The organism is Paracoccus sp. TD-10, assembly GCF_048270675.1.
Taxonomy (GTDB): Bacteria; Pseudomonadota; Alphaproteobacteria; order Rhodobacterales; family Rhodobacteraceae; genus Paracoccus; species Paracoccus pantotrophus.
The window spans coordinates 1,032,790-1,058,224 of the sequence record NZ_CP182419.1 but is presented as its reverse complement, the minus strand read 5'-3'; the positions used below and the strand labels follow the sequence as shown (position 1 = coordinate 1,058,224).

At 69.0% G+C, this 25,435-nt stretch carries 25 protein-coding genes; 14 read left to right on the top strand and 11 right to left on the bottom strand.

Annotated elements, in window-relative coordinates; all coding sequences use genetic code 11:
* Positions 1-2 precede the first annotated feature (2 nt).
* Both ACNKFW_RS16190 and ACNKFW_RS16185 read left to right on the top strand, forming a co-directional pair.
* Positions 3-1,001 (top strand): ABC transporter substrate-binding protein, encoded by a 999-nt coding sequence (locus ACNKFW_RS16190; RefSeq protein WP_244314455.1) that lies wholly within the window; start codon positions 3-5, stop codon positions 999-1,001.
* A 49-nt stretch (positions 1,002-1,050) separates the two neighbouring features.
* Positions 1,051-1,659 (top strand): YitT family protein, encoded by a 609-nt coding sequence (locus ACNKFW_RS16185; protein ID WP_147428875.1) that lies wholly within the window; start codon positions 1,051-1,053, stop codon positions 1,657-1,659.
* A gap of 168 nt (positions 1,660-1,827) precedes the next feature.
* Here ACNKFW_RS16185 and ACNKFW_RS16180 read toward each other — a convergent pair whose 3' ends face one another.
* On the bottom strand, positions 1,828-2,172 hold the full coding sequence (locus ACNKFW_RS16180; RefSeq protein WP_036747688.1) for an arsenate reductase family protein: 345 nt from the start codon (positions 2,170-2,172) through the stop codon (positions 1,828-1,830).
* Between the two features lie 85 nt (positions 2,173-2,257).
* Entirely contained in the window at positions 2,258-3,553 is a 1,296-nt protein-coding gene (locus ACNKFW_RS16175) for a DUF3422 family protein (protein ID WP_147428874.1), read from the bottom strand.
* A 181-nt stretch (positions 3,554-3,734) separates the two neighbouring features.
* On the opposite strand from ACNKFW_RS16175, the gene ACNKFW_RS16170 reads away from it, so the two are divergent.
* Positions 3,735-4,244, top strand: a complete 510-nt coding sequence (locus tag ACNKFW_RS16170) for a L,D-transpeptidase family protein (protein WP_147428873.1) — start codon at positions 3,735-3,737, stop codon at positions 4,242-4,244.
* A gap of 265 nt (positions 4,245-4,509) precedes the next feature.
* Positions 4,510-4,779, top strand: a complete 270-nt coding sequence (locus ACNKFW_RS16165; RefSeq protein ID WP_024844770.1) for a hypothetical protein — start codon at positions 4,510-4,512, stop codon at positions 4,777-4,779.
* Positions 4,780-4,881: 102 nt separating this feature from the next.
* Here ACNKFW_RS16165 and ACNKFW_RS16160 read toward each other — a convergent pair whose 3' ends face one another.
* The 3 genes from ACNKFW_RS16160 to gmk are packed head-to-tail and all read right to left on the bottom strand — an operon-like array spanning position 4,882 to position 7,087.
* On the bottom strand, positions 4,882-5,934 hold the full coding sequence (locus tag ACNKFW_RS16160; RefSeq protein WP_147428872.1) for an ATP-binding protein: 1,053 nt from the start codon (positions 5,932-5,934) through the stop codon (positions 4,882-4,884).
* A complete protein-coding gene (locus tag ACNKFW_RS16155; protein WP_147428871.1) occupies positions 5,931-6,458 on the bottom strand; it encodes a gamma carbonic anhydrase family protein in 528 nt (175 codons plus the stop codon). Before ACNKFW_RS16155 ends, ACNKFW_RS16160 begins: the two co-directional genes overlap by 4 nt.
* On the bottom strand, positions 6,455-7,087 hold the full coding sequence (gene gmk, locus ACNKFW_RS16150) for a guanylate kinase (protein WP_024844773.1): 633 nt from the start codon (positions 7,085-7,087) through the stop codon (positions 6,455-6,457). Before gmk ends, ACNKFW_RS16155 begins: the two co-directional genes overlap by 4 nt.
* Before the next feature lie 184 nt (positions 7,088-7,271).
* Between gmk and ACNKFW_RS16145 the strand changes: the two genes are divergently transcribed.
* A complete protein-coding gene (locus ACNKFW_RS16145) occupies positions 7,272-8,048 on the top strand; it encodes a PAS domain-containing protein (RefSeq protein ID WP_147428870.1) in 777 nt (258 codons plus the stop codon).
* 103 nt (positions 8,049-8,151) lie between these two features.
* Here ACNKFW_RS16145 and ACNKFW_RS16140 read toward each other — a convergent pair whose 3' ends face one another.
* Positions 8,152-9,561: a class II 3-deoxy-7-phosphoheptulonate synthase gene (locus ACNKFW_RS16140; protein ID WP_036747694.1), complete on the bottom strand. Its 1,410-nt coding sequence runs from the start codon at positions 9,559-9,561 to the stop codon at positions 8,152-8,154.
* Positions 9,562-9,679: 118 nt separating this feature from the next.
* Between ACNKFW_RS16140 and ACNKFW_RS16135 the strand changes: the two genes are divergently transcribed.
* The 6 genes from ACNKFW_RS16135 to ACNKFW_RS16110 all read left to right on the top strand — a co-directional run bounded on the left by ACNKFW_RS16135 (position 9,680) and on the right by ACNKFW_RS16110 (position 16,042).
* Positions 9,680-10,681: a GlxA family transcriptional regulator gene (locus tag ACNKFW_RS16135; RefSeq protein ID WP_147428869.1), complete on the top strand. Its 1,002-nt coding sequence runs from the start codon at positions 9,680-9,682 to the stop codon at positions 10,679-10,681.
* A 123-nt stretch (positions 10,682-10,804) separates the two neighbouring features.
* Positions 10,805-11,989, top strand: coding sequence for an ABC transporter substrate-binding protein (locus ACNKFW_RS16130; protein WP_024844777.1), 1,185 nt, complete (start codon positions 10,805-10,807; stop codon positions 11,987-11,989).
* Between the two features lie 104 nt (positions 11,990-12,093).
* On the top strand, positions 12,094-12,972 hold the full coding sequence (locus ACNKFW_RS16125) for an ABC transporter ATP-binding protein (protein WP_024844778.1): 879 nt from the start codon (positions 12,094-12,096) through the stop codon (positions 12,970-12,972).
* The gene (locus tag ACNKFW_RS16120) at positions 12,972-13,682 is read left to right on the top strand and encodes an ABC transporter ATP-binding protein (protein ID WP_024844779.1); all 711 of its coding nucleotides are present in this window, start codon (positions 12,972-12,974) and stop codon (positions 13,680-13,682) included. Before ACNKFW_RS16125 ends, ACNKFW_RS16120 begins: the two co-directional genes overlap by 1 nt.
* A gap of 2 nt (positions 13,683-13,684) precedes the next feature.
* Positions 13,685-14,686, top strand: a complete 1,002-nt coding sequence (locus ACNKFW_RS16115) for a branched-chain amino acid ABC transporter permease (protein WP_024844780.1) — start codon at positions 13,685-13,687, stop codon at positions 14,684-14,686.
* Positions 14,687-14,701: 15 nt separating this feature from the next.
* Entirely contained in the window at positions 14,702-16,042 is a 1,341-nt protein-coding gene (locus tag ACNKFW_RS16110; protein ID WP_024844781.1) for a branched-chain amino acid ABC transporter permease, read from the top strand.
* 81 nt (positions 16,043-16,123) lie between these two features.
* Here ACNKFW_RS16110 and purN read toward each other — a convergent pair whose 3' ends face one another.
* On the bottom strand, positions 16,124-16,720 hold the full coding sequence (gene purN / locus ACNKFW_RS16105; protein WP_024844782.1) for a phosphoribosylglycinamide formyltransferase: 597 nt from the start codon (positions 16,718-16,720) through the stop codon (positions 16,124-16,126).
* Positions 16,717-17,766, bottom strand: coding sequence for a phosphoribosylformylglycinamidine cyclo-ligase (gene purM / locus ACNKFW_RS16100; RefSeq protein WP_147428867.1), 1,050 nt, complete (start codon positions 17,764-17,766; stop codon positions 16,717-16,719). The genes purN and purM overlap by 4 nt, the downstream gene beginning before the upstream one ends.
* A 210-nt stretch (positions 17,767-17,976) precedes the next feature.
* Here purM and ACNKFW_RS16095 point away from each other — a divergent pair, with 210 nt between their 5' ends.
* Positions 17,977-19,560: an SARP family transcriptional regulator gene (locus ACNKFW_RS16095; RefSeq protein ID WP_231486797.1), complete on the top strand. Its 1,584-nt coding sequence runs from the start codon at positions 17,977-17,979 to the stop codon at positions 19,558-19,560.
* Between the two features lie 10 nt (positions 19,561-19,570).
* Here the strand turns inward: ACNKFW_RS16095 and ACNKFW_RS16090 are convergent, their stop codons facing one another.
* The 3 genes from ACNKFW_RS16090 to bhcR all read right to left on the bottom strand — a co-directional run bounded on the left by ACNKFW_RS16090 (position 19,571) and on the right by bhcR (position 23,082).
* On the bottom strand, positions 19,571-20,287 hold the full coding sequence (locus ACNKFW_RS16090) for a pentapeptide repeat-containing protein (protein WP_024844785.1): 717 nt from the start codon (positions 20,285-20,287) through the stop codon (positions 19,571-19,573).
* 88 nt (positions 20,288-20,375) lie between these two features.
* Positions 20,376-22,055, bottom strand: a complete 1,680-nt coding sequence (locus ACNKFW_RS16085; protein WP_418025019.1) for a DUF6345 domain-containing protein — start codon at positions 22,053-22,055, stop codon at positions 20,376-20,378.
* 187 nt (positions 22,056-22,242) lie between these two features.
* On the bottom strand, positions 22,243-23,082 hold the full coding sequence (gene bhcR, locus ACNKFW_RS16080; RefSeq protein ID WP_147428865.1) for an HTH-type transcriptional regulator BhcR: 840 nt from the start codon (positions 23,080-23,082) through the stop codon (positions 22,243-22,245).
* Between the two features lie 184 nt (positions 23,083-23,266).
* Here bhcR and bhcA point away from each other — a divergent pair, with 184 nt between their 5' ends.
* Together bhcA and bhcB are read left to right on the top strand one after the other, a co-directional pair.
* Positions 23,267-24,457 (top strand): L-aspartate--glyoxylate aminotransferase BhcA, encoded by a 1,191-nt coding sequence (gene bhcA, locus ACNKFW_RS16075; RefSeq protein WP_147428864.1) that lies wholly within the window; start codon positions 23,267-23,269, stop codon positions 24,455-24,457.
* 2 nt (positions 24,458-24,459) lie between these two features.
* A complete protein-coding gene (gene bhcB / locus ACNKFW_RS16070; RefSeq protein WP_147428863.1) occupies positions 24,460-25,419 on the top strand; it encodes a beta-hydroxyaspartate dehydratase BhcB in 960 nt (319 codons plus the stop codon).
* The last annotated feature ends 16 nt before the right edge of the window (positions 25,420-25,435 follow it).

The following is a 25,435-nucleotide window of genomic DNA, read 5'->3' as shown; positions in this document are numbered from 1 at the left end:
GGATGACGAAAACCCCGATCGCGGCCGCATTGCTGCTGGTCCTTGCCGCGCTGACCGCGCGGGCCGAGGATCTGACCGTGCAGCTGAGCGGCGTGGCGCCGGCCGAATCCGCCGGCTATCTGGTCGCCGAGGCGCGCGGCTATTACGCCGAGGAAGGGCTGACCGTGCGGCTGCTGGCCGCGGATCAGGCGGCCCCGCCCTTCGAGACGCTGGCGCGGGGCGAGGCCGATCTGGCGGTCGCCTGGATGTCCACCGCGCTGGTCGCCCGCGAAAACGGCCTGCCCTTGGTCAATATCGCGCAGATCTTCGCCCGCCCCGCGCTGCGGCTGACCTGCCTGCGCGAGACGGGCGTGACAAGCGCCGCCGATCTGCGCGGCAAGACCATCGGCAGCCGGTTCGGCGGCACGGAATATCCGCTGCAGGCCTGGCTGAACCGGCTGGGACTGGTCGCCGACGGCAGCCTGTCCGGAGTCAGCCTGCTGGCGCAATGGTCGGGGGCCGAGATGCTGCGCCAGAAACAGGCCGCCTGCATCAGCACGCTCAGCCACGACCCGGTGCCGGGCGAGGGGCTGGTCGAACTCGATCCGCAGGACCAGGGCGCCGCGGTGCTGGAGGACGGGCTCTATGTCCTGGCCGGCGCCCTGACCGCCCCCGAGGCCGAGGCGCGGCTGGCCCGGTTCCTGCGCGCCAGCATGAAGGGCTGGCACGAGGCGGTCGCGGCGCCCGAGGACAGCGCCCGGTTGATTCTTGGTCCCGACCCTGATCCGGGCGCCTTGCAGCAGCAGGCCGGGATGCTGCGCGGCATCGCCGGGCTCCTGTCGGCCACCGGCGCGCTGGACGAGGCGGATTATCGCCGCACGGTCGAGACCCTGCGCGCCGGCGGCAGCCGCGCGGTGCTGCGCCGCGAGCCCGAGGGCGCCTTCACCGCCGCCGTCAGCGACCGCGCCGCGCCGCCCGAAGCCGCCGCCGCCGCAGACCGCGACGCCGCGCCGCTGCGCTGATCGCAATGCCCCCTTGCCGGCCCCGCCGGGCGCGGGCAAGAGGAGGCGCATGAGCGACGACACCCCTTCCCCACGCCACAGCCCCATCGAAGATGCGCAGGGCCTGGCCTATGGCAGTTTCATGGCCGCGGTCGGCGTGCTGCTGCTGACGCATCTGGGCTTTGTCACCGGCCAGACGGCGGGGCTGGCGATCCTGATCTCCTATGCGACGGGTTGGGGCTTCGCACCGGTCTTCTTCGTGGTGAACCTGCCGTTCTACTGGCTGGGCTATCGCCGGCTGGGGCTGGGCTTCATGCTGAAATCCTTCATCGCCGTCGCCACGATGTCAGCGCTGGTCGCCATCCTGCCGGCGGGGCTGCAATTCGGCCATGTCCACCCGGCGGTCGGGGCGCTGCTGGTGGGATTCCTGACCGGCTCGGCGCTGCTGGCGCTGTTCCGGCACGGCGCCTCGCTGGGCGGGGTCGGCATCGTGGCGCTGTATCTGCAGGACGCCACCGGCTTTCGCGCCGGCTGGACGCAGTTGATCTTCGACGCCTGCCTGTTCGCCTGTGCGCTGATGCTGCGCGACTGGCAGCTGGTGGCCTGGTCGTTCCTGGGCGCGCTGGTGCTGAACCTGGTGATCGCGATCAACCACCGCCGCGACCGCTATGTCGTCTAGGGGCGGCCGGGAAGGATCTTGAGCCCGTCCTGCGAAGGAGATGGTCCCCAAGCTGGCGCAATTCGGCCCGGACATTCGCGTTTTCCGGGCCGTTCCTGGCGAACGCCCCGGATTCCAGAGCCGGGTCGAGGCCCCACGCCGCTTTTCGGCAGCCGGCCAGGGGGCGACTCAGGCCGCCACCCCCAGCGCGCGCTTGACATTCGCGGTCCAGCCCAGCAGCCGCTTGTCGCCCTCGACGATCGCCGGCCGCTTCATCAGCGAGGGCTTGGCCGAAAGCATCTGCAAGGGCGTGCCGGCACGCTCGTCCTCGGACATGCCGCGCCAGGTCAGGCTGGCGCGGTTCACCAGCTTCTCGCCGAAATCGGTGATCATGCGCTGCCATTCGTCCTGGTCCAGCGGCGCCTTGGCCACGTCGCGGAACTCGACCTGCCAGCCCGCGGCCTGCAACTCGGCCTGCGCCTTCTGGCAGGTCGAGCAATGGGCAAGCCCATACATCTGAAGCCGCCCGGCCATCACGAACGGTCCTGGGCAGGCGGGGTGGAAAGGGATGATGGTGCCTGGATCATGCGGTTGCTCCTTCCTGGCGGTTGGTTGGGGGCTAATGGCCGGCGTCATGCAGCCGGGCGCGGATGCGCCGCATCCCCAGCCAGACGCCCAGCACCGCGACGGGGGTCAGGACCGCGACCAGCACCGCCTTGTCGATATGCAGCGCATGGGCCAGCGGGTAAAGCGCATAGCCCAGAAGGCCCACCGCGTAATAGCTGATCGCCACCACCGACAGCCCTTCGACCGTGTGCTGCAGCCGCAATTGCAGGTCGGCGCGCCGGTCCATGCGCTGCATCAGTTCCTGGTTCTGGGCGCTGCGCTGGACATCGACGCGGGTGCGCAGCAATTCGCCGGCGCGCTCGCTGCGGTCCAGCATGGCCGAGAGCCGCTTCTCGGCCGATTTCGCGGTGCGCATGGCGGGCAGATAGCGCCGCGCCATGAACTCGGTCAGCATCTGCCCGCCCAGGAAGCGCGATTCGCGCAGCGAGGCGATGCGGTCCATGACGATGGCCTCATAGGCCGCATTGGCGCCGAAGCGGAAGGCATGCTGGGTCGCGGCGCTTTCCAGCCGGGTCGAGACCGACAGCAGGTCTTGCAGCACCGCGTCGGCCGGACGGCTCTCGTCGCTCATGCCCTGGACGATGTCGCTGAGCTGCGGATCCAGCGCATTGAGCTGCCAGGTCAGGTCGCGCGCACGCCCCAGGCCCAGCATCGACATGGCGCGATAGGTCTCAAGGTCCAGCAGCCGCTGCACGATGCGGCCGATCCGGCCCGGCTGCGTGTTCGGCTTGACGAAAAGCGCAAAGCGCATCCAGCCGGCCGGGTCGATGCGGAAATCGCCGGCGACCACCGCCGCTTCCTCCAGCACCCAGACCGAGGCCATGCTGTCGGCCGCGAACCATTCCGACAGGCGCGGCAGGATCTCGGCCGGGTCGTCGGGCAGGATGTCGACCTGGATCATCACCGCCGCGACGCGCTTGCCGGGCGCCTGGTGCTGCCAATCCTCGGGAAAGATCGCCCCGGCGGAAGGATCGAAGGGCCGCGGCGGCAGGCCGGGCGCAAAGGCGGCATAGGTCACGAACTCGGTATGGCTTTCCCAGCGCAGCTGGTGGCGGCCAAGCTGCGCGGTGTAATGGCCCGCGCTGGTATCGGGGCGCGGCGCGCCGTGGCGGGCGCAAAGCTGGGCCAGATGCGCGACATCCCTGCCCCGGTCGCGGTTGGCGGCGTCCCGCGGCTCCTTGATGGCCAGATACACCGCCGTGCAGGGCGCCTGGAGCCGCGGCGAGGGCCGGGCGTGCAGTTCGTTGACCAGCGCATAGCGTTGGGGGTGTTCGTCTTCGTCGTTCATGGCCGCATGATTAGCCGCTGCCGCGTTTCTCGCAACAGGAAAGCCCAGCGATTCCGAGGCGCTGGCAAATCTGCCACGGGCCGGGCACGCCGCATCAGGATTTCGTGAAGCCAGGCTGCATTGCCCGGCCGGTCGCTGGGGGGCAAAATGGCCAAAACACCGGATCGAGGGGCAGGACAGGATGACGGGCTGGCTGGGACGTATCGTCGCATTGGGGCTTTTGCTTGGGTTGGCGGCCTGCGGCCCCAGCAAGTTCAAGAGCTATTCCGGCCCGCCCGTGACGCAGGTCGTGGTCAACAAGGGCGCGCGGCAGATGCTGCTGCTGAACGGCAACACGGTGCTGAAGGCCTATCGCATCGGGCTGGGCAACGAGCCCGTCGGCCACAAGCAGTTCGAGGGCGACGGCCGCACCCCCGAAGGGCTTTACTATATCGACCGCCGCAATCCCGACAGCCGCTATCACCTGTCCGTCGGTATCTCCTATCCCAATCCGCATGACTCGATGCAGGCCGCCGAGCTGGGCCGCAGCGCGGGCAGCGACATCTTCATCCACGGCCAGGGGCCGGAGGGCCGCGCCCTCTCCAGGCAGAGACCCGACTGGACCGCCGGCTGCATCGCCGTCACCGATGCCGAGATCGAGGATGTCTATGCCATGGTGCGCGACGGCACGCCGATCCTGATCACGCCCTGAGCATCCGCCAGCCCGAAGGCCCGGCCCGAAGACGGTACCGATTCGGCCCGCCATGGCAGCGCGTGGGCCCGGTGATGCTGCCGTTTCAAGGCCGGATCCGACCGTTTCCGGACAGGATCCGGCCCCTTTCGGCCGGGGGTCGAGCCGGCCGGCCGCCATACGCGCAAAGCTTGTATGGCAGACCTGTTCAAAAGGGCATATACTCATCGGCGGCGGCAAGGATTAACAATTTACATTAAAATGTTAACTCCAAGCTTCATCCCCCATGTACCTGCCCCCCATCATCCATGACGCCCTGATCGATTCGGCCGAAACCAAGGGCTACGTGCCCGGCGCCATCGAAAGCGTCATGCGCTTCGGCCCGCATTCCCGCTGGCGCGCGGGGGTGATTGCCGATTGTTCGGCCAAGCGGTCGCAGGCCCTGGCCACGCGCTGCGCGCTGCTGATCCCGCGCAAGGGCAGGCGCACGCTCAAGCTGGCGGTGCATCCCGCGCTGCCGGCCGATGTGATAAAGTCGATGCTGAACGCGATCTGAAGACCGATGCGCCCGCCCCATGGCAATGGACGCCGCGGGAGGATGCCGGCCGGCGAACCCGCGCCGACCTTGCCGGTGCCGAAGCTCAGCTGCCCCGCCGCTTCAGATCCGGCCGATCTGTTCGGGCAGGATGACGGTGAAGCGGCTGCCCTGCCCGCGCTCGCTTTCGATGCGCAGCCGGCCGCGATGCCGGTTCACGATATGCTTGACGATGGCCAGGCCCAGCCCGGTGCCGCCCTGCTCGCGCGAGCGATGCGTGTCGACGCGATAGAACCGCTCGGTCAGCCGCGGCAGGTGCTGGGGCTCGATCCCCTCTCCCTGGTCGGCGACGCAGACCGCCCAGGCCGGGCCGCGCAGCACCGGCTCATGCGCCAGCCGCTCCAGCGTCACCGTCACCACCCCGCCGGCGCCGCCGTATTTCACCGCATTCTCGACCAGGTTGTGAAACACCTGCACCAGCTGGTCGGCATCGCCGGGCACCGGCACCTTGCCGGCCGGTGCCTGCAACTCCAGCCGCACCCCGGCAGCGGTGGCCGCGGGCGCCAGCGTCGCCACCACGCTGCGCAAGAGCCCGGCCAGGTCCAGGTTCTGCGCCGGGCGGCGGCGCTCGTCCTGCTCGACCCGGCTCAGCGACAGAAGGTCGGCCACCAGCCGGTTCATCCGCCCCGCCTCGCGCTCCATGATGTCGAGGAAACGGTCGCGCGCGGCCGGATCGTTGCGGGCCGGGCCGCGCAAGGTCTCGATGAAACCCATCAGCGCGGTCAGCGGCGTGCGCAGCTCGTGGCTGACATTGGCGACGAAATCGCGGCGCATCTGCTCGGTTTCCTCGTCGCGCGAGCGGTCCACGATCGCCACCGCCGCGCCCAGCAGCCCCGGCGCCCGCAGGGCCGTGACCGTCACCTCGCAGAACACCCGCCGGTCGGCCGCGCCCAGGGTGACGGCCAGCTGCGCCCGCTCCTGCCCGGCCAGCACGGCATCCAGCGCGGCATTCACTTCGGGATGGCGCAGCACGGTGACAAAGGGCCGCCCGCCCGGCACCGCGCCCAAAAGCGCCTCGGCCGCCTCATTGGCGCCGATGATGCGCGCATGGCTGTCCACCGCCAGCATCGCCACCGGCACGCCGCGCAGCAGGGCGTGCAGCCGCTCTTCGATCATCCGCGCGCGACCTGCGCCAGCCCCTGGCGAAAGCGGGCGGCGTTGCGGTGATAGCCCTCGGCCGATTGCAGCAGCCGCGCGCGTGCTGCCTCGTCCAGTTCGCGCACCACCTTGCCCGGCGCCCCCATGACCAGCGAGCCGGGCGGGATCACCTTGTTCTCGGCGATCAGCGCCCCGGCGCCGATCAGCGAGCCGGCGCCGATCCGCGCCCCGTTCAGGATGATCGCGCCCATGCCGATCAGCGCGCCGTCCTCGATGGTGCAGCCGTGCAGGATGGCGCGGTGGCCGATGGTGCAGTTCGCGCCGATGCTCAGCGGATAGCCGATGTCGGTATGGCAGACCGTCAGATCCTGCACGTTCGAGTTGCGGCCGACGCGGATCTCCTCGTTGTCGCCGCGCAGCACGGCGCCGAACCAGACGCTGGCGCCCGGCTCCAGCACGATCCTGCCCATCAGCTGCGCATCCGGCGCCACCCAGGCATCGTCGGCGATTTGCGGCGCGATGCCGTCCAGTTCCCAGATCATGCGCTTTCCTCCTCCATGAGCGCGCGGACGAAGGGGCCCAGCCCCACCTGCCGGGCGCGGCGCATCCGCTCGGCCCGCAGGATGGTCTTGAGCGCCTCGGCGCTGCGGTCCAGGTCATCGTTGACGATGACATAGTCGTATTCCGCCCAATGGCTGATCTCGTCGCGGCTCTTGCGCATGCGCGCGGCGATCACCTCGGGCGCGTCCTGCTGGCGCCCGACCAGCCGCCGCTCGAGTTCGCGCAGGCTGGGCGGCAGCACGAAGATCGAGATCACATGTCCGCCCAGCGACGAGGCGCGGATCTGCTGGCCGCCCTGCCAGTCCACGTCGAACAGCGTGTCGCGCCCGGCGCGCATCGCCTCTTCGACCGGGCCGCGGGGGGTGCCGTAGAAATTGCCGAAGACCTCGGCATGTTCCAGCATCTCGCCTGCGGCGACCATGGCGCGGAACTGCTCGGGGCTGCGGAAATAGTAATGCTCGCCCTCGACCTCGCCGGGGCGCGGCTTGCGTGTCGTGGCCGAGACGGAAAAGCGCAGGCCGGGATCCCAGTCCATCAGCCGCCGCGCCAGCGTCGATTTCCCCGCCCCCGAGGGCGAGGACAGGATCACCAGAAGTCCGCTGCGCTCCATCCTTCTCCGCCTTGTTCCCCGCATTCCAGCGCCGCCTGAATGGCCCCGCCCGCCAGCAGGGTCAAGCCCGCACCGCGGGGCGACCTCTTAACCAGCGGTAAAGAATTCGCTCGGCAGCCGGAAGGGAAAGGTCTAGATTTGCGGCAAGGGCTGGTTTCGTGGGTGACAGGTAAGGCCGGGACGGATGGCGAACGACCACGGAGAGGACGGGGATTCCCCGCACGGAGCCGATTCGCCTCGGCCTCGGCCCGGCAAGCTGCTGCATCTGGCCGATTACGAACCCGTCCAGCTCGAGCGCATCTTGGGCGAATTGCGCGGCTACTGGGAAGGGCTACGCCATGGCCGCGCCATTCCCGACCGCGCCGATGTCGAGCCGCGCGGCATCCGCCGTTCGCTGGACTATGCCTTCATCCTGGAACGCATCGCGCCGGGTGCTGCCCGGTTCCGCTTGGCCGGGCGGCATCTTGTCGACCTGATGGGGATGGAGGTGCGGGGCATGCCGCTTTGCGCGTTTTTGCACACCAGTTCGCGGGGCCGGCTGTCGGACGTGCTGGAAAGCGTGTTCCGCGCCCCGCAGATCGCCGAGATCGCGCTGGCCTCGCCCGCCGGCTATGGCCGCCCGGCGCTAGAAGGGCGAATGCTGCTCTTGCCGCTGCGCTCGGACCTGGGGGACGTGACCCGGGCGCTTGGCTGCCTGGTCGCCGAGGGCCGGATCGGCGCGGCGCCGCGCCGCTTCGACCTGCTTTCGGACATTGTCTCCCCGGTCATTCCGGGCGCCAGGGTGCTGGAGCCCTCGCCCTCGCGGCCGGGATTTGCCGAACCGGCACCGCGCTGGAACGGCGCGCCGCCCGCCGATGCCGGCGCCCCCCTGCCCCGCGATGCCAGCCCCGAGGAACGCCGCGCGCGTTTCCGCCTGATCCGCAACGACAAGCCGCCAAGGCGGCCCGGCCCCCGTCCCTGATTCCCGGCCTGATCCCCGGATCGGGCATGGGCCGGCCCATGCGCGCATGAAAAAGGCGGCAGAGCCAAGGCCCGCCGCCCTTTTTTCCGATCATCGCCGGGGATCAGCCGGCCTTGGCCTGCTTGCTCGTGCCATTGATGCGGCGGTTGCGCAGTTCCTCGGCCACCAGGAAGGCCAGTTCCAGCGACTGGCTGGCGTTCAGCCGCGGATCGCAGGCGGTGTGATAGCGGTTCGACAGATCCTCGTCCGTGACCGCGCGCACGCCGCCGATGCATTCGGTGACATCCTGGCCGGTCATCTCGAAATGCACGCCGCCGGGGATGGTGCCCTCGGCGCGATGGACGGCGAAGAACTCGCGCACCTCGCGCAGCACCGAATCGAAGGGCCGGGTCTTGTAGCCCGAGGCCGACTTGATGGTGTTGCCATGCATCGGGTCGCAGGACCAGACGACGTTGGCGCCTTCCTCGCGCACCGCCTTGATCAGCCGCGGCAGGTGGTCGCCGACCGTGCCGGCGCCGAAGCGGGCGATCAGCGTCAGCCGGCCCGGCTCGTTTTCCGGGTTCAGCCGGGCAATCAGCGCCTTGAGGTCGCCCTCGCTGATCGAGGGGCCGCATTTCAGCCCGATCGGGTTCTGCACGCCGCGGCAGAATTCGACATGGGCGCCGTCGACCTGGCGGGTGCGATCGCCGATCCAGATCATGTGGCCCGAACCGGCGACCGGCAGGCCGGTGGTGGAATCGATCCGCGCCAGCGCCTCTTCGTATTCCAGCAGCAGGGCCTCGTGGCTGGTGTAGAAATCCACCTGGCCCAGCTCATGCGCGGTTTCCGAGGTCACGCCCGCCGCAGCCATGAAGGCCATGGCGTCGCTGATCCGGTCGGCGATATCGCGATAGCGCGCCGCTTCCTCGCCGCCGGTGAAATCGCTGATCCAGCTTTGCACCCGGTGGATGTCGGCATAGCCGCCGGTCGAGAAGGCGCGCAGCAGGTTCAGCGAGGCCGCGGCCTGGGTATAGGCCGCCAGCATGCGCTGCGGATCGGGAATGCGCGCCTCGGGGGTGAAGTCGAAGCCGTTGATGATGTCGCCGCGATAGCTGGGCAGCTCCTGCTCGCCCATCTTCTCGGTCGGGGCCGAGCGCGGCTTGGCGAACTGGCCCGCCATGCGGCCGACCTTGACCACCGGCAGCTGCGCGCCCCAGGTCAGAACCACGGCCATTTGCAGCATGACCTTGAAGGTGTCGCGAATGTTGTCGGCCGAAAATTCGGCAAAGCTTTCGGCGCAGTCGCCGCCCTGCAGCAGGAAGGCGCGGCCGGCCGCCACCTCGCCCAGCGAGGCTTTCAGCCGCCGCGCCTCGCCGGCAAAGACCAGCGGCGGGTATTTGGCCAGTTGCGCCTCGACGGCGGCGACGGCGGGCTGATCGGGATAGTCGGGCATCTGGACGCGCGGATAGGCGCGCCAGCCACGCTTGTCCCATGCCTTTGCCGGGGTCGCGGAACTGGAATTCGTCGGTGCCATGATCCTATCCTTCATGCATGCGCTGCCTGCCATATAGAGGGTGCAGGACCAAAGGAAAAGCCTTGCGCGCGGCGCGATTGCCTGCTGATCTGCCGCGAATTCCAGATGCGCGACCGACATGCCAGAGCTCGATCCAGCAGCCCCCCCCGTTCCTGGGCCCGATCCGGCCCCCGCGCTGCGCTATGTCTTCCTGTTGCTGGACCGTTTCACCATGGTCTCTTTCGCCGCCGCCATCGAGCCCTTGCGGCTGGCCAACCGGCTTTCCGGCCAGCCGCTTTACGAATGGCGGCTGATCGGGGAACAGGGCGAGACCGCGCTTTGCTCGAACGGGACGCGCATCCTGCTGGACGGCCCGCTCTCCGAGACCCGGCGCGGCGACACGGTGCTGGTCTGCGGCGGGCTGGACGTGGCGCGGGCGGCGACGCGGCCGGTGCTGGCCTGGCTCAGGCGCGAGGCGCGGCGCGGCACCCGCATCGGCGCGCTTTGCACCGGCGCCTGGGTGCTGGCCGAGGCCGGGCTTCTGGACGGTCGCCGTGCCACGATCCATTGGGAGAACCAGGACGGGTTCGCCGAGAAATTCCCCGATGTCACCCTGATCCGCACCGTCTTCGTCGAGGACGGCAACCGGCTGACCGCCGCCGGGGGCACCGCCGCCATCGACCTGATGCTGCGCCAGATCGCCCGCGACCACGGCGCGGAACTGGCCAATCGCGTGGCCGATCAGATGATCCACACCGCCATCCGCTCGGAGGAGGACCAGCAGCGCCTGTCCAGCCCGGCCCGGATCGGCGCGCGCCACCCCCGGCTGGCGCAGGTGCTGGCCCGGATGGAGGCCAATATCGAGGATCCCGTCAGCCCGGCCCGCCTGGCGGCCGAGGCGGGCCTGTCGCCGCGCCAGCTGGAACGGCTGTTCGCGCGCCATCTGGGCCGCTCGCCCAAGCGGCACTACATGGAACTGCGGCTGGAACGGGCGCGCCACCTGCTGCTGCAGACCCCGATGAGCGTGATGGAGATCGCCCTGGCCTGCGGCTTCGCCTCGGCGGCGCATTTCTCGAAATGCTATCGCGCGACCTATGGCTGTACCCCCTATCGCGAACGCGGCGCGGCCGGCGCGGGCTAGACGAACTTCCGCTGCGGCAAGTGCCGGATCTGCCGCTTTGTCCAGTCGCCAACATGCTTTTCTTTTCATTCGCGCGCTTATAACCTGTCAGACAGGACAATGTTCCACTCAGGGAGACGACTGATGAAAAAGCTTCTTCTGGCCAGCGCCGCCGGAGCCTTGCTTGCCGGTGCCGCCGGCGCCGAGGAAATCAAGATGGGCATTTCGCTGGGCCTGACCGGGCCCTTGGAATCGATCTCGCCGGCAATGCAGAAAGGCGCGGAACTGGCGATGAAGGAGGTCTCGGACAGCGGCAAGCTGCTGGACGGCTCGACCGTGACCCCGGTGGTCGCGGACAATACCTGCACCGACGCGGCCGCCTCGGTTGCGGCCGTCACCCGCCTGGTGACCGCCGACGGCGTCAAGGGCGTGATGGGCGGCATGTGCTCGGGCGAAACCATCGCCTCGCTCGAACAGGTCGGCGTGCCGCAGGGCGTGGTGATGATCTCGCCCTCGGCGACCTCGCCGGCGCTTTCGACCATCGACGACAAGGGCTTCTTCTTCCGCACCTCGCCCTCGGACGCGCGCCAGGGCGAAGTCATGGCCGATATCGTGCTGGAGCGCGGCATCAACAGCGTCGCCGTCACCTATACCAACAACGATTACGGCAAGGGCCTGGCCGACAGCTTCGCCGATGCCTACAAGGCCAAGGGCGGCACCGTGACCGTGGTCTCGGCCCATGACGACGGCAAGGCCGACTATTCGGCCGAAGTCGCGGCGCTTGCCGCCGCCGGCGGCGATGCGCTGGTCGTGGCGGGCTATGCCGACCAGGGCGGTTCGGGCGTCATCCAGGGCTCGCTCGACACCGGCGCCTTCGATACCTTCGTGCTGCCCGACGGCATGGTGAACAACGTGCTGGTCGAGAAGTTCGGCACCCAGCTGGAAACCTCGTTCGGCCAGAACCCCTCGGCCGAAGGCGAAGGGCAGGAAAAATTCGACGCGCTCGCCAAGGAAGCCGGCTTCGACGGCACCTCGGCCTATGCCGGCGAATCCTATGACGCCGCCGCGCTGATGCTGCTGGCCATGCAGGCCGCCCAGTCCTCGGACCCCAAGGTCTACAAGGACAAGGTGATGGAAGTCGCCAACGAGCCGGGCGAGAAGATCTATCCCGGCGAACTGGCCAAGGGGCTGGAACTGCTCGCGGCGGGCCAGGACATCGACTATGTCGGCGCCACCTCGGTCGAACTGATCGAGCCGGGCGAAAGCGCCGGCGTCTATCGCGAGGTCGACTTCAAGGGCGGCAAGCTGAACGTCGTAGGCTATCGCTAAGACACGCAGGTCGCGGAAAGGGTCCGGTCTCCGGACCCTTTTCACAATCAAGAACAATCCCGTAAGGGAAATTCTTCATGCAACGCATGAAGGTGGGGAGCACTATGATCCAGGTCCACGACCTGCATAAGCATTTCGGAGGCTTCCGCGCCGTCGATGGCGCCAGCCTGATGATCGAGACGGGCTCGATCACCGGATTGATCGGCCCGAATGGCGCCGGAAAATCCACTCTTTTCAACGTGATCGCCGGGGTTTTGAAACCGACCGCCGGCCGCGTGACCATGGCGGGCGAGGACATCACCGGCCTGCCGCCGCACGAGCTGTTCCACAAGGGGCTGCTGCGCACCTTCCAGCTGGCGCACGAGTTTTCCTCGATGACGGTACGCGAGAACCTGATGATGGTGCCCGGCAGCCAATGCGGCGAGACGCTGGTCAATACCTGGTTCCGCCGCGGCCGCATCCGCGAGGAGGAACGCGCGCTTCGCAAGAAGGCCGATGAAGTGCTTGAGTTCCTGACCATTTCCCATCTCGCCGACGAAAAGGCCGGCAACCTGTCCGGCGGGCAGAAGAAGCTGCTGGAACTGGGCCGCACCATGATGGTGGATGCCAAGATCGTCTTCCTGGACGAGGTCGGCGCCGGGGTGAACCGTACGCTGCTGGGCACCATCGGCGATGCCATCGTGCGGCTGAACAAGGAGCGCGGCTATACCTTCTGCGTGATCGAGCATGACATGGATTTCATCGGCCGGCTTTGCGACCCGGTGATCGTCATGGCGGCGGGCCAGGTGCTGGCCGAGGGCTCGGCCGACAGCATCATGAAGAACGAGGCGGTGATCGAGGCCTATCTGGGCACCGGCCTGAAGAACAAGGTCGCGGCCGAAGTGGCCGAGGAGGCCGCCTTCGGCGAAAGCCACGGCGCCCAGCCCGGCCTTGGCGCCGAGGCCGGCCGCGGCGGCGACGGCAAGCCAGCGGGGGAGATGTGATGGCAGAGCCCTATCTTTCCGCCACCGCCATGCGCGGCGGCTATGGCAAGGCCGACATCCTGAACGGCTGCACGCTTACCGTGGACAAGGGGCAGATCGCGGTGATCGTCGGCCCGAACGGCGCCGGCAAATCCACCGCAATGAAAGCCGTCTTCGGCATGCTGCACCTGCGCGAGGGCCAGGTCACGCTGGCCGGCGAGGACATCACCCATCTGACGCCGCAGGAGCGGGTGCGCAAGGGCATGGGCTTCGTGCCGCAGACCCACAACATCTTCCCGACCATGACGGTCGAGGAGAACCTGGAAATGGGCGCCTTCATCCGCGAGGATGATTACCGCGACACCATGGCCCAGGTCTATGAGCTGTTCCCCGCCGTGGCCGACAAGCGCAAGCAGAACGCGGGCGAGCTGTCGGGCGGCCAGCGCCAGCAGGTCGCCGTCGGCCGGGCGCTGATGACCAAGCCCAGCCTCTTGATGCTGGACGAGCCGACGGCGGGCGTCAGCCCCATCGTCATGGACGAACTGTTCGACCGTATCATCGAGGTCGCCCGCACCGGCATTTCCATCCTGATGGTCGAGCAGAACGCCCGGCAGGCGCTGGAGATCGCCGATATCGGCTATGTGCTGGTGCAGGGCGCCAACCGTTACACCGACAGCGGGCAGGCGCTTCTGGCCGATCCCGAGGTCCGCCGCACCTTCCTGGGGGGCTGAAGATGGACATGCTGAACGCCCTCGTGGCCATCCTGAACTTCGTGGTGATCCCCGCCGCCTCCTATGGCGCGCAGCTGGCGCTCGGCGCGCTGGGGGTGACGCTGATCTACGGCATCCTGCGCTTTTCCAACTTCGCCCATGGCGACACCATGGCCTTCGGCGCCGCGCTGGTGATCCTGATCACCTGGGGGCTGCAATCCATCGGCATCGGCCTGGGCCCGTTGCCGACCGCGCTGATCGCCCTGCCCGTCGGCATCGCGCTGACCGCAGTGTTCATCCTGGGCACCGACCGTGCGGTCTATCGCTTCTATCGCAGCAAGCGCTCGGCCCCGATCATCCTGGTCATGGCCTCGGTCGGGGTCATGTTCATCATGAACGGGCTGACCCGTCTGATCATCGGCGTGGACGAGATCCGCTTCGACGACGGCGCGCGCTTCCTGGTCAGCGTGCAGCAGTTCCGCGCCTGGACCGGGCTTTCCGAGGGGCTGTCGCTGCGCGTCAGCCAGGTGCTGACGCTGGTGGTGACGGCGCTGGCCTGCTGGGCGCTGTTCCGCTTCCTGAACCGCTCGCGCGCCGGCAAGGCGATGCGCGCCTATTCCGACAACGAGGATCTGGCGCTGCTTTCCGGCATCGATCCCGAGCGGGTGGTGCGCCTGACCTGGATCATCGCCACGGCGCTCGCCGTGACGGCGGGCACGCTTTACGGCCTAGACAAGTCCTTCAAGGTCTTCAACTATTTCCAGATCCTGCTGCCGATCTTTGCCGCCGCCATCGTGGGGGGGCTCGGCAATCCGCTGGGTGCGGTGGCCGGCGGCTTCATCGTCGCCTTCTCGGAGGTCGCCGTCACCTATCCCTGGCGCAAGATCGCCACCTATCTGGGCTTCGAGCCCCAGGGGCTGCTGCAACTGCTGTCCACCGAATACAAGTTCGCGGTCAGCTTCGTGATCCTGATCGTGGTCCTGCTGTTCCGGCCGACCGGCCTGTTCCGCGGCAAATCCGTCTGAGGAGGGCGTTTATCCATGTCGAATACACGTCAAGCCGAAGCGGTCAGCCCCTGGCGCGCGCCGGTGCTGTTCCTGATCCTGGCCGCGCTGTTCCTGGCCGAGGGCAGCTTTCGCAACGCGCTGTTCTCGGGCAGCTGGAACACAGCGCTGGCCATCCTGAACATGGGGCTGATCTCGGCCGTCATGGCGCTGGGTGTGAACATGCAATGGGGCTATGCGGGGCTGTTCAACGCCGGTGTCGTGGGCTTTTTGGCGCTTGGCGGGCTGGCGCCGGTGCTGGTCTCGACCGCGCCGGTGCAGGGCGCCTGGGCCGCGGGCGGGCCGCGGCTGATCCTGGCCCTGCTGGTGGGGCTGGGAACGCTGGTGCTGGCGGCGCAGGCCTGGAAGCGGGTCTCGGGGCTGATGCGGGTGCCGGCGCTGATCGCGGTGCTGGTGCTGGGCTTCGTGCTTTACCGCTGGCTGTTCGATCCGGCGGTGATGGCGATCGAGGCGAACAATTCCGCCCGCGCCGGCAATATCGGCGGGTTGGGCTGGCCGGTGCTGATGTCCTGGCCGGTCGGCGCGCTGTTCGCCGCCGCGGCCGCCTGGGGCGTGGGCAAGGTGGCGCTGGGGCTGCGCTCGGACTATCTGGCCATCGCCACGCTGGGCATCGGCGAGATCATCGTCGCGGTGATGCGCAACGAGGAATGGCTGTCGCGCGGGGTCAAGAACGTCTCGGGCATCCCGCGCCCGGTGCCCTATGAGCTGGACTTGCAGAACAGTCCCGATTTCGTGGCCCGCGCGGCCGAATGGGGGCTGAGCCCGGCCGTCGCCTCGGGGATCTGGGTCAAGCTGCTTTACGCGGGCCTGTTCGGCATCGTGCTGCTGGGGCTGATCCTGCTGGCAGAACTGGCGCTGAAATCGCCCTGGGGCCGGATGATGCGCGCCATCCGCGACAACGAGACCGCCGCCGAGGCCATGGGCAAGGACGTCACCCGCCGGCATTTGCAGATCTTCGTCATCGGCAGCGCGGTGATCGGCCTGGCCGGCGCGATGATGGTGACGCTGGACGGGCTCTTGTCGCCGAACAGCTTCAACCCCCTGCGCTATACCTTCCTGATCTGGGTGATGGTGATCGTCGGCGGCTCGGGCAACAACTGGGGCGCGGCGCTGGGAGCGATCCTGGTCTGGTTCCTGTGGATCAAGGCCGAGGTCTGGGGCCCCGAGCTGATGCGGCTGGTCACCGGGCCGCTGCCTGCGGGCGCCCTGCGCGACCACCTGCTGGGCAGCGCCCCGCATATGCGCTTCATCGCGCTGGGGGTGGTGCTGCTGCTGGTGTTGCGCTTTGCGCCACGGGGGCTGGTGCCCGAGAAATAGCGCGGCGCGGCCGCGGGGGCTTTGCCCCCGCACCCCCAGGGTATTTGGAAAACGGAGAAAGGCGCGGGCCTGCGCCTTTTTTCACGCTGCGGTGAGGGTGATCGGCGTCCGGTTGCCCTGCGCGAAGCGGCGCAGCACCGCGGGATAGAGCCGGTGTTCCTGGACCAGGACGCGGGCGGCCAGCGTCTCGGCCGTGTCGCCGGGCAGGACCGGCACCCGCGCCTGACCGAGGATCGGGCCGGCGTCGAGTTCGGGCGTGACCAGGTGGACGGTGGCGCCGGCCTCGGCATCGCCGGCATCGATGGCGCGCTGATGCGTATGCAGGCCGGGATATTTCGGCAGAAGCGAGGGGTGGATGTTCAGCATCCGGCCCTGGAAGCGCCGAACGAAATCCGGGGTGAGGATGCGCATGAAACCGGCGAGGCAAAGGATGTCGGGCTGCGCGGCCAGCAAGGGTTCCAGCAGCGCCGCCTCGAATGCGGCACGGTCGCCGCCGAAGGCGCGGTGGTCGATGGCGAACCTCGGCACGCCCATGGCCTCGGCCCGGGCGAGCCCGGCCGCCTGCGGGTCGTTCGAGCCGACGACGACCGGGCGGGCCGGGTGGCTGCCGGTCATCGATTCGACCAGCTTGACCATGTTCGAGCCGCCGCCCGAGATCAGGATGGCGACGCGCTTCACCGCAGCCGGCCGGAGTAGCGCACGCCCGCGCCGGGCCGGACATGGCCCAGGCGGACCACCGTTTCGCCCTCGGCCTTCAGCAGCGCCTCGAGCTCGGCGGCGCGCTCGGCAGCCACGGCCAGGATCATGCCGATGCCGCAATTGAAGGTCTTGAGCATCTCGGGCTCGGCGATCTCGCCCGCCTGGGCCAGCCAGTCGAAGACCGGCGGCAGGCTGAAGCTGTCGAGATCGACCTCGGCCCCCAGCCCCTGGGGCAGGACGCGCGGCAGGTTCTCGGTGATGCCGCCGCCGGTGATATGGGCCGCCGCATGCACGCCCCCGGCACGGATCGTGGCCAGGACGGGACGCACGTAAAGCCGGGTCGGAACCAGCAGCGCCTGGCCCAGCGTGCCCATGCCGAAGGGCGAAGGCGCGTTCCACTCCAGACCGGCATGGTCGGCCACCCGCCGCACCAGCGAGAAGCCGTTGGAATGCACCCCGTCCGAGGCGAGGCCCAAGAGAACGTCGCCATCCGCGACGCCTGCCGGCAAGGCAGTGCCGCGCTCCATCGCGCCGACGGCAAAGCCGGCGAGGTCGAAATCGCCGCGCGCATACATGCCCGGCATCTCGGCCGTCTCACCGCCGATCAGCGCGCAGCCCGAGCGGCGGCAGCCCTCGGCGATGCCGTTGACCACCCGCGCCGCCTCGTCGACCGACAGCTTGCCGGTGGCGAAATAGTCCAGGAAGAACAGCGGCTCGGCACCCTGGCAGACCAGGTCGTTCACGCACATCGCCACCAGGTCGATGCCCAGCCCGTCCAGCTCGCCCGTGTCGATGCCGATGCGCAGCTTGGTGCCGACCCCGTCGGTCGCGGCCACCAGCACCGGATCCTGGTAGCCGGCAGCACGCGGATCGAACAGCGCGCCGAAGCCGCCCAGCCCCTCCATCACGCCGGGGCGGCGGGTGGCGGCGGCGGCGGGCTTGATCCGCTCGACCAGTGCATTGCCCGCGTCGATATCCACTCCGGCCTCGGCATAGGACAGGCCGCTCTTGCGCTGCTCGGTCATCTTCGGGATCCCCTTTGCTTTGACGCCCCGATAGCGCAGGCGGGCCGCGCAGGCAATGTGCCCGCTGCGACCGGGAGCGGATTTGCCGCCGCTGCCGCCGATGCCATGCCGCGCGGCGGCTGTTGTCGGTGCCGGCCGCAGCGCATTATGATCAATATGCGACCATAACGAAGCCATGCGGCGAATCAAATGCCTGCCACGCTGAGTCTGATGGGATCCGTGCGCCTGCGCGGCGCCGATGGGGCGGATCTGACCCCCCGCAGCCAGAAGGCTCGTGGCGCGCTGGCGCTTTTGGGCACGGCACCGGACCTGCGCCTCAGCCGGGCGCGGTTGCAGGATCTGCTGTGGAGCGAGCGGGCCCGGCAGCGCGGCTCTGACAGCCTGCGGCAGATGCTGCGCGAATTGCGCGCCTCGCTGGGCGCCGAGAAGGGGCTTTTGCTGACCGGCGTCGGCTGGGTGGGGCTGGATCCCGAGCGGCTGCGCATCGACCTGACCCCGGTCTATGATGCCGGCGGCGCGCCGATCGAATTCGCCGCCGACATCGACGTACCCGACCCGGAATTCGAGACCTGGCTGCGCGACATGCGCCTGCGGCTGACGCCGGATTGCGACGGGCCCAGCATCCTGCAACGGCCCGCGCCGCCCCCACCTCCACCCCCGTCTCCCGCCGAGCCCCGCTGCGCCGCCGAGCCGGCCGCCGGCGATTACGTCGTGGCCCTGCAGCCGGTCGAAAGCAATGACGGCCGCGCCCATGTCATCGGCGAGATGATCCTGAACGAAGCCGCGGCCCGCGCTTGCGAGATGATCCCGGCGGTGCTGGATGACCGGCCCGACATGCGGGCGCCGAAGGCCGGCATCCAGATCAGCGCCATCTGCTATGCCGCGGGGACCGACTGCTCGCTGATGGTGGTGATGCGCGACCTTGCCACCGGCGCGCGCGGCTGGACGCGGCGCTTCACCATCCGCGCCGCCAACGAGACCGCGACCATGCGTCATGCGGTGGCGCAGATCGCGGTGGCCCTGCTCGACCGGGCGCGGCGGACCGCACCGCCGGCGCAGGGGCTGACCTTCCCGGTCTGGGACGTGTTCAGCTATTCCCGCGACCGCCTGGAATCGGCCGACCGCATCCTTGCCTCGCTGCCGCGGGAACGGCAGAGCGGCGTCGCCCTGGCGCTGCGCTCCTATCTGCGCAACACGCTGATCAGCGAGCGGCTGACCGAGGATCCGGCGCGCTGTTCGGACGAGGCCGAGGCCTTTGCGCGACAGGCGCGCGACCTGGCGCCCGCCAACCCCTCGGTGCTGGCGGTGGCTTCGCTTTCCGCCTCGTGGCGGCGGGATGCGGTGGGGGCGCTGGAACTGGCGCAGGCCGCCTGCCGCAACGATCCCGACAACGAGCTGGCCTGCCATGCGCTGTCGCAGGCGCTGACCGATGTCGGCCGCGATCTCGAGGCGCTGGAGGCGACCGAGCGCGGCGCCCGCGGCGCCCTGGCCGAACTGGGCCCGGCCTCGTGGCTGATGCGCCGGGCCGTGGTGCAGCTGCGGCTGGACCGGCTGGGCGATGCCGAGAACTCGGCCGCGGCCGCCTTTGCCTTTGCCCCGGACAACCGGCCCTCGCTGCGCTTCCTGGCGGCGCTGCGCTATCATCGCGGCGACATGGCGGGCGCCGCCGACGCGCTGCGCCACCTGCGCCGGATCGAGCCGGATTTCTCGCTGGAGCTGATGGCCGAACCGGATTACCCGGTCGCGCCGCTGCGCATGGCCAGGCTGATGGGGATCACCCGCTCGGGGCTGTAGGGCACGGATTTCAGGGCGAGACCAGCACCTCGACCGCGATGGGCGCCCCGCCCCGGCCCAGATCCAGTACCAGCCGGGCCCGGCCGGGGGCGATGGCGGAAAATGCCAGGACCAGCGGCGGACCCGCATCCGGCCGCGGCCGTTCGGGACCGGCAAGGATCGGGGCGCCTTGCAGCCGGGCCAGGCGGGGATCGCGCGCCGCCGCCTCGGACAGGCTGTTCAAATGCATCTCCAGCCGGTCGCCGCAGCGCAGGGCCACGGGGCCCGAGAGGTGATCCTCGTGCAGCACGCAGGTCATGGGCCGTTGCCGCAACGGATAGCGCAGCGGCGGCGCGCCCATCGCCATCGCCCGCTGCATGCTGTCGAGCCAGGCGCCGCGCAGCCGCGCCGCGGTCAGGTCTGCCCGGTCCAGCCGCGCCCCGGTCAGGTCGGCACGCTCCAGCACCGCGCCGCGCAGGTCGGCATCGGACAGGTCCGCCAGCCCCAGGCTGGCCCGCGACAGGTTGGCGTTGCGAAACCGCGCCCGCGCCGCGCGGGCCGACCACAGGCTTGCATCCGACAGCTGCGCGTCGGTCAGGTCGGCCTCGGTCAGGTCGGCATAGGACAGGTCGGCCCCCACCAGCGTCATGCCCGACAGATCCAGCCCGGCCAGGTCGGACCCGGCCAGGTGCAGGCGTCCCATCGTCGCGATGCGCCGGACGATCTCGGCGCGGGTATATTCCGCCATGCTCCCTCTCTCGGACAGTCCTCGCCAAGAGTGTGCGGCCAGTCAAGTGCCCGGAGGCGGCTGCCTCCGCCTCCGGGCTACCGGATCGTCAGTCACCCAGGTCAGACTGGATCCAGTAACGCTTGCGGAAGCCGCGCACGCATTCGATCTCGATGCCCTGGCGGGCGACGAGACGCGCGGTGTTGCTGCGGATTCCGTATCCGATTTCCGTGGTGCCCGGCAGGATGCGCAGGCTGAGCGGCGCCGCCCCGCGCGCGGCCAGGTCGCGCATCAGCCGCGCCGAATGCTGCGCCAGGATGCGGGTGATCGCCTGCGGCTCGGGCTCGGGCAGGCCCTCGGACCGGGCAGGCGGCGGCGGGTCGTCGGGCAGGCCGTGGCGATGGGCGCGCGGGGCCATGCGCTCGGCCACCCGGCGCAGGGTCGATTCGATGCGCAGCACGGTGCCGTCCGGCCGCATCGCCAGCCGCAGCGTGCCGGCATCCGGGGTCAGCACCGGGATGCCGTCGATCGCCTGGCGGAACTGCACGATGATCTCGTCCAGGCTTTCCGCCGGCGGCTCGTCCAGCCGGCGCAGGCTGGCCGTCGCCGAAAGCGCCAGCGAGACGCGGTCGAAGACCAGCTCGATCCCCGCCGGCAGAAAGCCGTATGACCGCAGCACGGACCGGGCGCGGCTGACCAGGGCGCGGCGCGGCGGCATCTCGCGCAGGCCGCCGCGTCCCGGCGCGCCGGGCTCCAGTTCCAGCAGGATATGCCCGTCCGGCCGGCGCTGGAAGCGCAGCGCCCCCCGGCCGGCCGAGACCGCGTCCTGCGCCTCAAGGCCCGCCAGCGCCGGTCCCAGCCCCAGCCGCGACAACACCGACCGGGCCAGGGCGCGATCCTCGGTCACCGGCACCAGCCGCACGGCGCCGAACTCGGCCGGCGGTTCGGTCAGCGCCGCTTCGCGCTGGTAAAGCGCCCGCGGCGCGTGCCAGCGCCAGGCCCAGCATTGCGTCCCGCCGCGCTGCGCCGCGAAGCGCCGCTCGCCGAACAGCATGGCCAGCGCCGCCTCGCGATCGGGCGCGCAGGCACAGGCGACCGGGCTTTGATCGGGCGCGATGTCCCAGGCGCTGTCCAGCCAGGACTGCGCAAAGGGCTTGCCCATCTGCCAATGGCGCCAGAAATTCGCGCCATAGCGGCCCGAATCCCAGCAGATCGAATCAAAGCCGAACAGCATCCGCAGCCCGTCATTGGCCCGCGCCCAGCTGTAAAGCGGGCTGAAGCCCCGCCCGACGCGCAGCGACTGGCTGGTGGACCAGAACAGATAGCGCAGGCTGTCCGTGCCCAGCCGCATGCGTTCCGAGGTCAGGCAGGCGTCGGCCCCGGTCCAGAGCGCCCCCATCGGCAGGTGGAACACCCCGTCATCCTCCATCCGGCCATGGCCGGCGTGATAGAACACCCGCACCGAATCCATGTCCCGGCCCGGCGCATGTTCCATCGCCTGCCGGTCGTAGATCCAGGATTTCACCGCAGCGTCCCGGCGCCAGAAATCCGGCGTGGCGAACCGGTCCACCACATCCAGGAACCCGCCCGCATCGCGATGCGCGGCATGCAGCGCCCCGGCGGCGCGATAGGTCTCGACGCTGCAGGCGCCATAGAGCCGGGGGGCGAGGCCGGGCATCTCGGCGGCTTCCGCAGGATCCGCCGCCACCTCCGTTTCCCGACCCGGCCGGGGGTGCAATTGCTGCATCCCATCGAAGCCGGAATCGGATCGGGAAACGAAATCTTCCATGCCGAAGCTCCTTGCAGGACACGCGCCGGATCTTTCGGACCCGGCAGGCGGACGCGGTCACAGGTTGCGTCGAAGCTAGGCCGGGCGGCGTGAACTGAACGTGAATCGATGATTAATGCACAAAAGGCTGGGAAATCCCGGCATTCTTCCCAGGAATGAAAGCCCTTCCGGGCCACAATTGGACGAATCAGCCGCTTTCGCCGGCGCGCGAAGCCGGCGCCATGCCCAGGGAAAGCTCGCGCGCGGCCTCGATCACCGCCTCGGACATGGCTTCGAGCCGCGCATCCGACATGCGCAGGCTCGGCCCCGAGACCGAGATCCCCGCCGCCGCCTCGCCCGCCAGGTCGAAGATCGGCGCGGCGATGCAGCGCATGCCGGGGGTGCGCTCCTCGTTGTCCAGAGCATAGCCGCGGGCACGGATGCGGGCCAGGTCGTCCAGAAGCGCCTGCGGGTCGGTCAGGGTCATCTCGGTGAACCGCTCCAGCCGCATCTCGCGGATCATGCGCTTCAGGTCCGCCGGCCGGGCATGGGCCAGCAGCGCCTTGCCGATCCCCGAGGCATGCAGCGCCGAGCGCGTGCCGGGCGGAAAGAAGGCGCGGATCGTCTCATGCGTCTCGGCCTGGCTCAGGAACAGCACCGCGTCGCCGTTCAGGATGCCCAGGTTCGCCGTCTCGCCCGTCACCTCCATCAGCCGGCGCAAGAGCGGCCGCGCCCGCTCGACCAGGCCCGAGCGGCGCATGAAGGCCGAGCCGTGGCGAAAGGCCGTGGGGCCCACATGCCAGGCCTGGGTCTGGCTGTCGCTTTCCGCGACCCCCCGTGCCGCCAGCGTCACCAGAACCCGGTGTACGGTCGAGGGCGCCATGTCCAGCCGCTGCGCGATCTCGGTCAGGGTCAACCCGCTGGAAACCGCGATCAGGTCGAGGATGTCCAGCGCCCGGTCCAGCGCCCGGATGCCGCCCGAATCCTCGGCGCCCAAACCGCCGGCACGGCCCCTCGGGCGGCCCCTTTTGCGGATCTGAACCGACATTCAATTTTTCCTTTCGACAACTTTTTTAATTTCTTGAAAATGACCCCTGGGCTTTGGAAAAGACCAACCAGCTGATTCAACGTCACTTTAAGCCATTTTTCCGCGATTGCGAAATATTTTTCAGAAAAATTGCATCAATGGACAGCAAAACGTAGCTTGGTCCACAAGCGCAGGAGGAATTGCCATGACCAGCCAGAACCCGATCTTCATCCCCGGCCCGACCAACATCCCCGAGGAGATGCGCAAGGCCGTCGACATGCCCACCATCGACCACCGCTCGCCGGTGTTCGGCCGGATGCTGCATCCGGCGCTTGAGGGCGTGAAGAAAGTCCTCAAGACCACGCAGGCGCAGGTTTTCCTGTTCCCCTCGACTGGCACCGGCGGCTGGGAAACCGCGATCACCAACACGCTGTCGCCCGGCGACAAGGTGCTGGCGGCGCGCAACGGCATGTTCAGCCATCGCTGGATCGACATGTGCCAGCGCCACGGGCTCGACGTCACCTTCGTCGAGACCCCCTGGGGCGAGGGCATCCCCGCCGACCGCTTCGAGGAAATCCTGACCGCCGACAAGGGCCACGAGATCCGCGTCGTGCTGGCCACGCATAACGAGACCGCGACCGGGGTGAAATCCGACATCGCCGCCGTCCGCCGCGCGCTGGACGCGGCCAAGCATCCGGCGCTGCTGTTTGTCGATGGCGTTTCCTCGATCGGCTCGATGGATTTCCGCATGGACGAATGGGGCGTCGACATCGCCGTCACCGGCTCGCAAAAGGGCTTCATGCTGCCGCCGGGCCTGGCCATCGTCGGCTTCTCGCCCAAGGCGATGGCGGCGGTCGAAAGCGCGCGCCTGCCGCGCACCTTCTTCGACATCCGCGACATGGCGACCGGCTATGCCCGCAACGGCTATCCCTACACGCCGCCGGTCGGGCTGATCAACGGGCTGAACCTCAGCTGCGAGCGGCTGCTGGCCGAGGGGCTGGAGAACGTCTTCGCCCGCCATCGCCGCATCGCCGGCGGCGTGCGCGCCGCTGTCGATGCCTGGGGGCTGAAGCTCTGCGCCGTCCGCCCCGAGCTTTACTCGGACAGCGTCAGTGCCATCCGCGTGCCCGAGGGCTTCGACGCCAACCTGATCGTCAGCCATGCGCTGGAGACCTATGACATGGCCTTCGGCACCGGCCTGGGCCAGGTCGCGGGCAAGGTGTTCCGCATCGGCCACCTGGGCAGCCTGACCGACGCCATGGCGCTGTCCGGCATCGCCACGGCCGAAATGGTGATGGCCGATCTGGGCCTGCCGATCCGGCTGGGCTCGGGCGTCGCCGCCGCGCAGGAACATTACCGCCAGACCACCGCCGCCGCGCAGAAGAAAGCCGCCTGAGGATGAAGGACGCCATGTATATCCCGACCTATGAGGACATGCTGGCCGCGCATGAGCGGATCAAGCCGCATATCCGCCGCACGCCGATCCGCAGCTCGGACTATCTGAACGAGTTGACCGGCGCGCAGCTGTTCTTCAAATGCGAGAATTTCCAGGAGCCGGGGGCCTTCAAGGTCCGCGGCGCCACCAATGCGGTCTTCGGCCTTGACGAGGCGCAGGCGGCCAAGGGCGTCGCCACGCACAGCTCGGGCAACCATGCCTCTTGCCTGTCCTATGCGGCGATGCTGCGCGGCATCCCCTGCAACGTGGTCATGCCGCGCACCGCGCCGCAGGCCAAGAAGGACACCGTGCGCCGCTATGGCGGCAAGATCACCGAATGCGAGCCCTCGACCTCTTCGCGCGAGGAGACCTTCGCCAAGGTGCAGGCCGAGACCGGCGGCGATTTCGTCCATCCCTATAACGATCCGCGCGTGATCGCCGGCCAGGGCACCTGCGCCAAGGAACTGATGGAACAGGTGGACGGGCTGGAAGCGGTCGTGGCCCCTATCGGCGGCGGCGGCATGATCTCGGGCACCTGCCTGACGCTTGCGACGCTGGCGCCCGAGGTCAAGGTGATCGCGGCCGAGCCCGAGCAGGCCGACGACGCCTATCGCAGCTTCAAGGCCGGCCACATCATCGCCGACGACGCGCCCAAGACCATCGCCGACGGGCTCCTGGTGCCGCTGAAGGATCTGACCTGGCATTTCGTCAAGAACCACGTCAGCGAAATCTACACCGCCTCGGATGCCGAGATCGTCGATGCGATGAAGCTGATCTGGAAGCACCTGCGCATCGTGATGGAGCCCAGCAGCGCCGTGCCGCTGGCCACCATCCTGAAGAACCCCGAAGCCTTCGCCGGCAAGCGTGTCGGCATCATCGTCACCGGCGGCAATGTCGATCTCGACAAGCTGCCGTGGAACTGAACCCGAATTGAGGAGA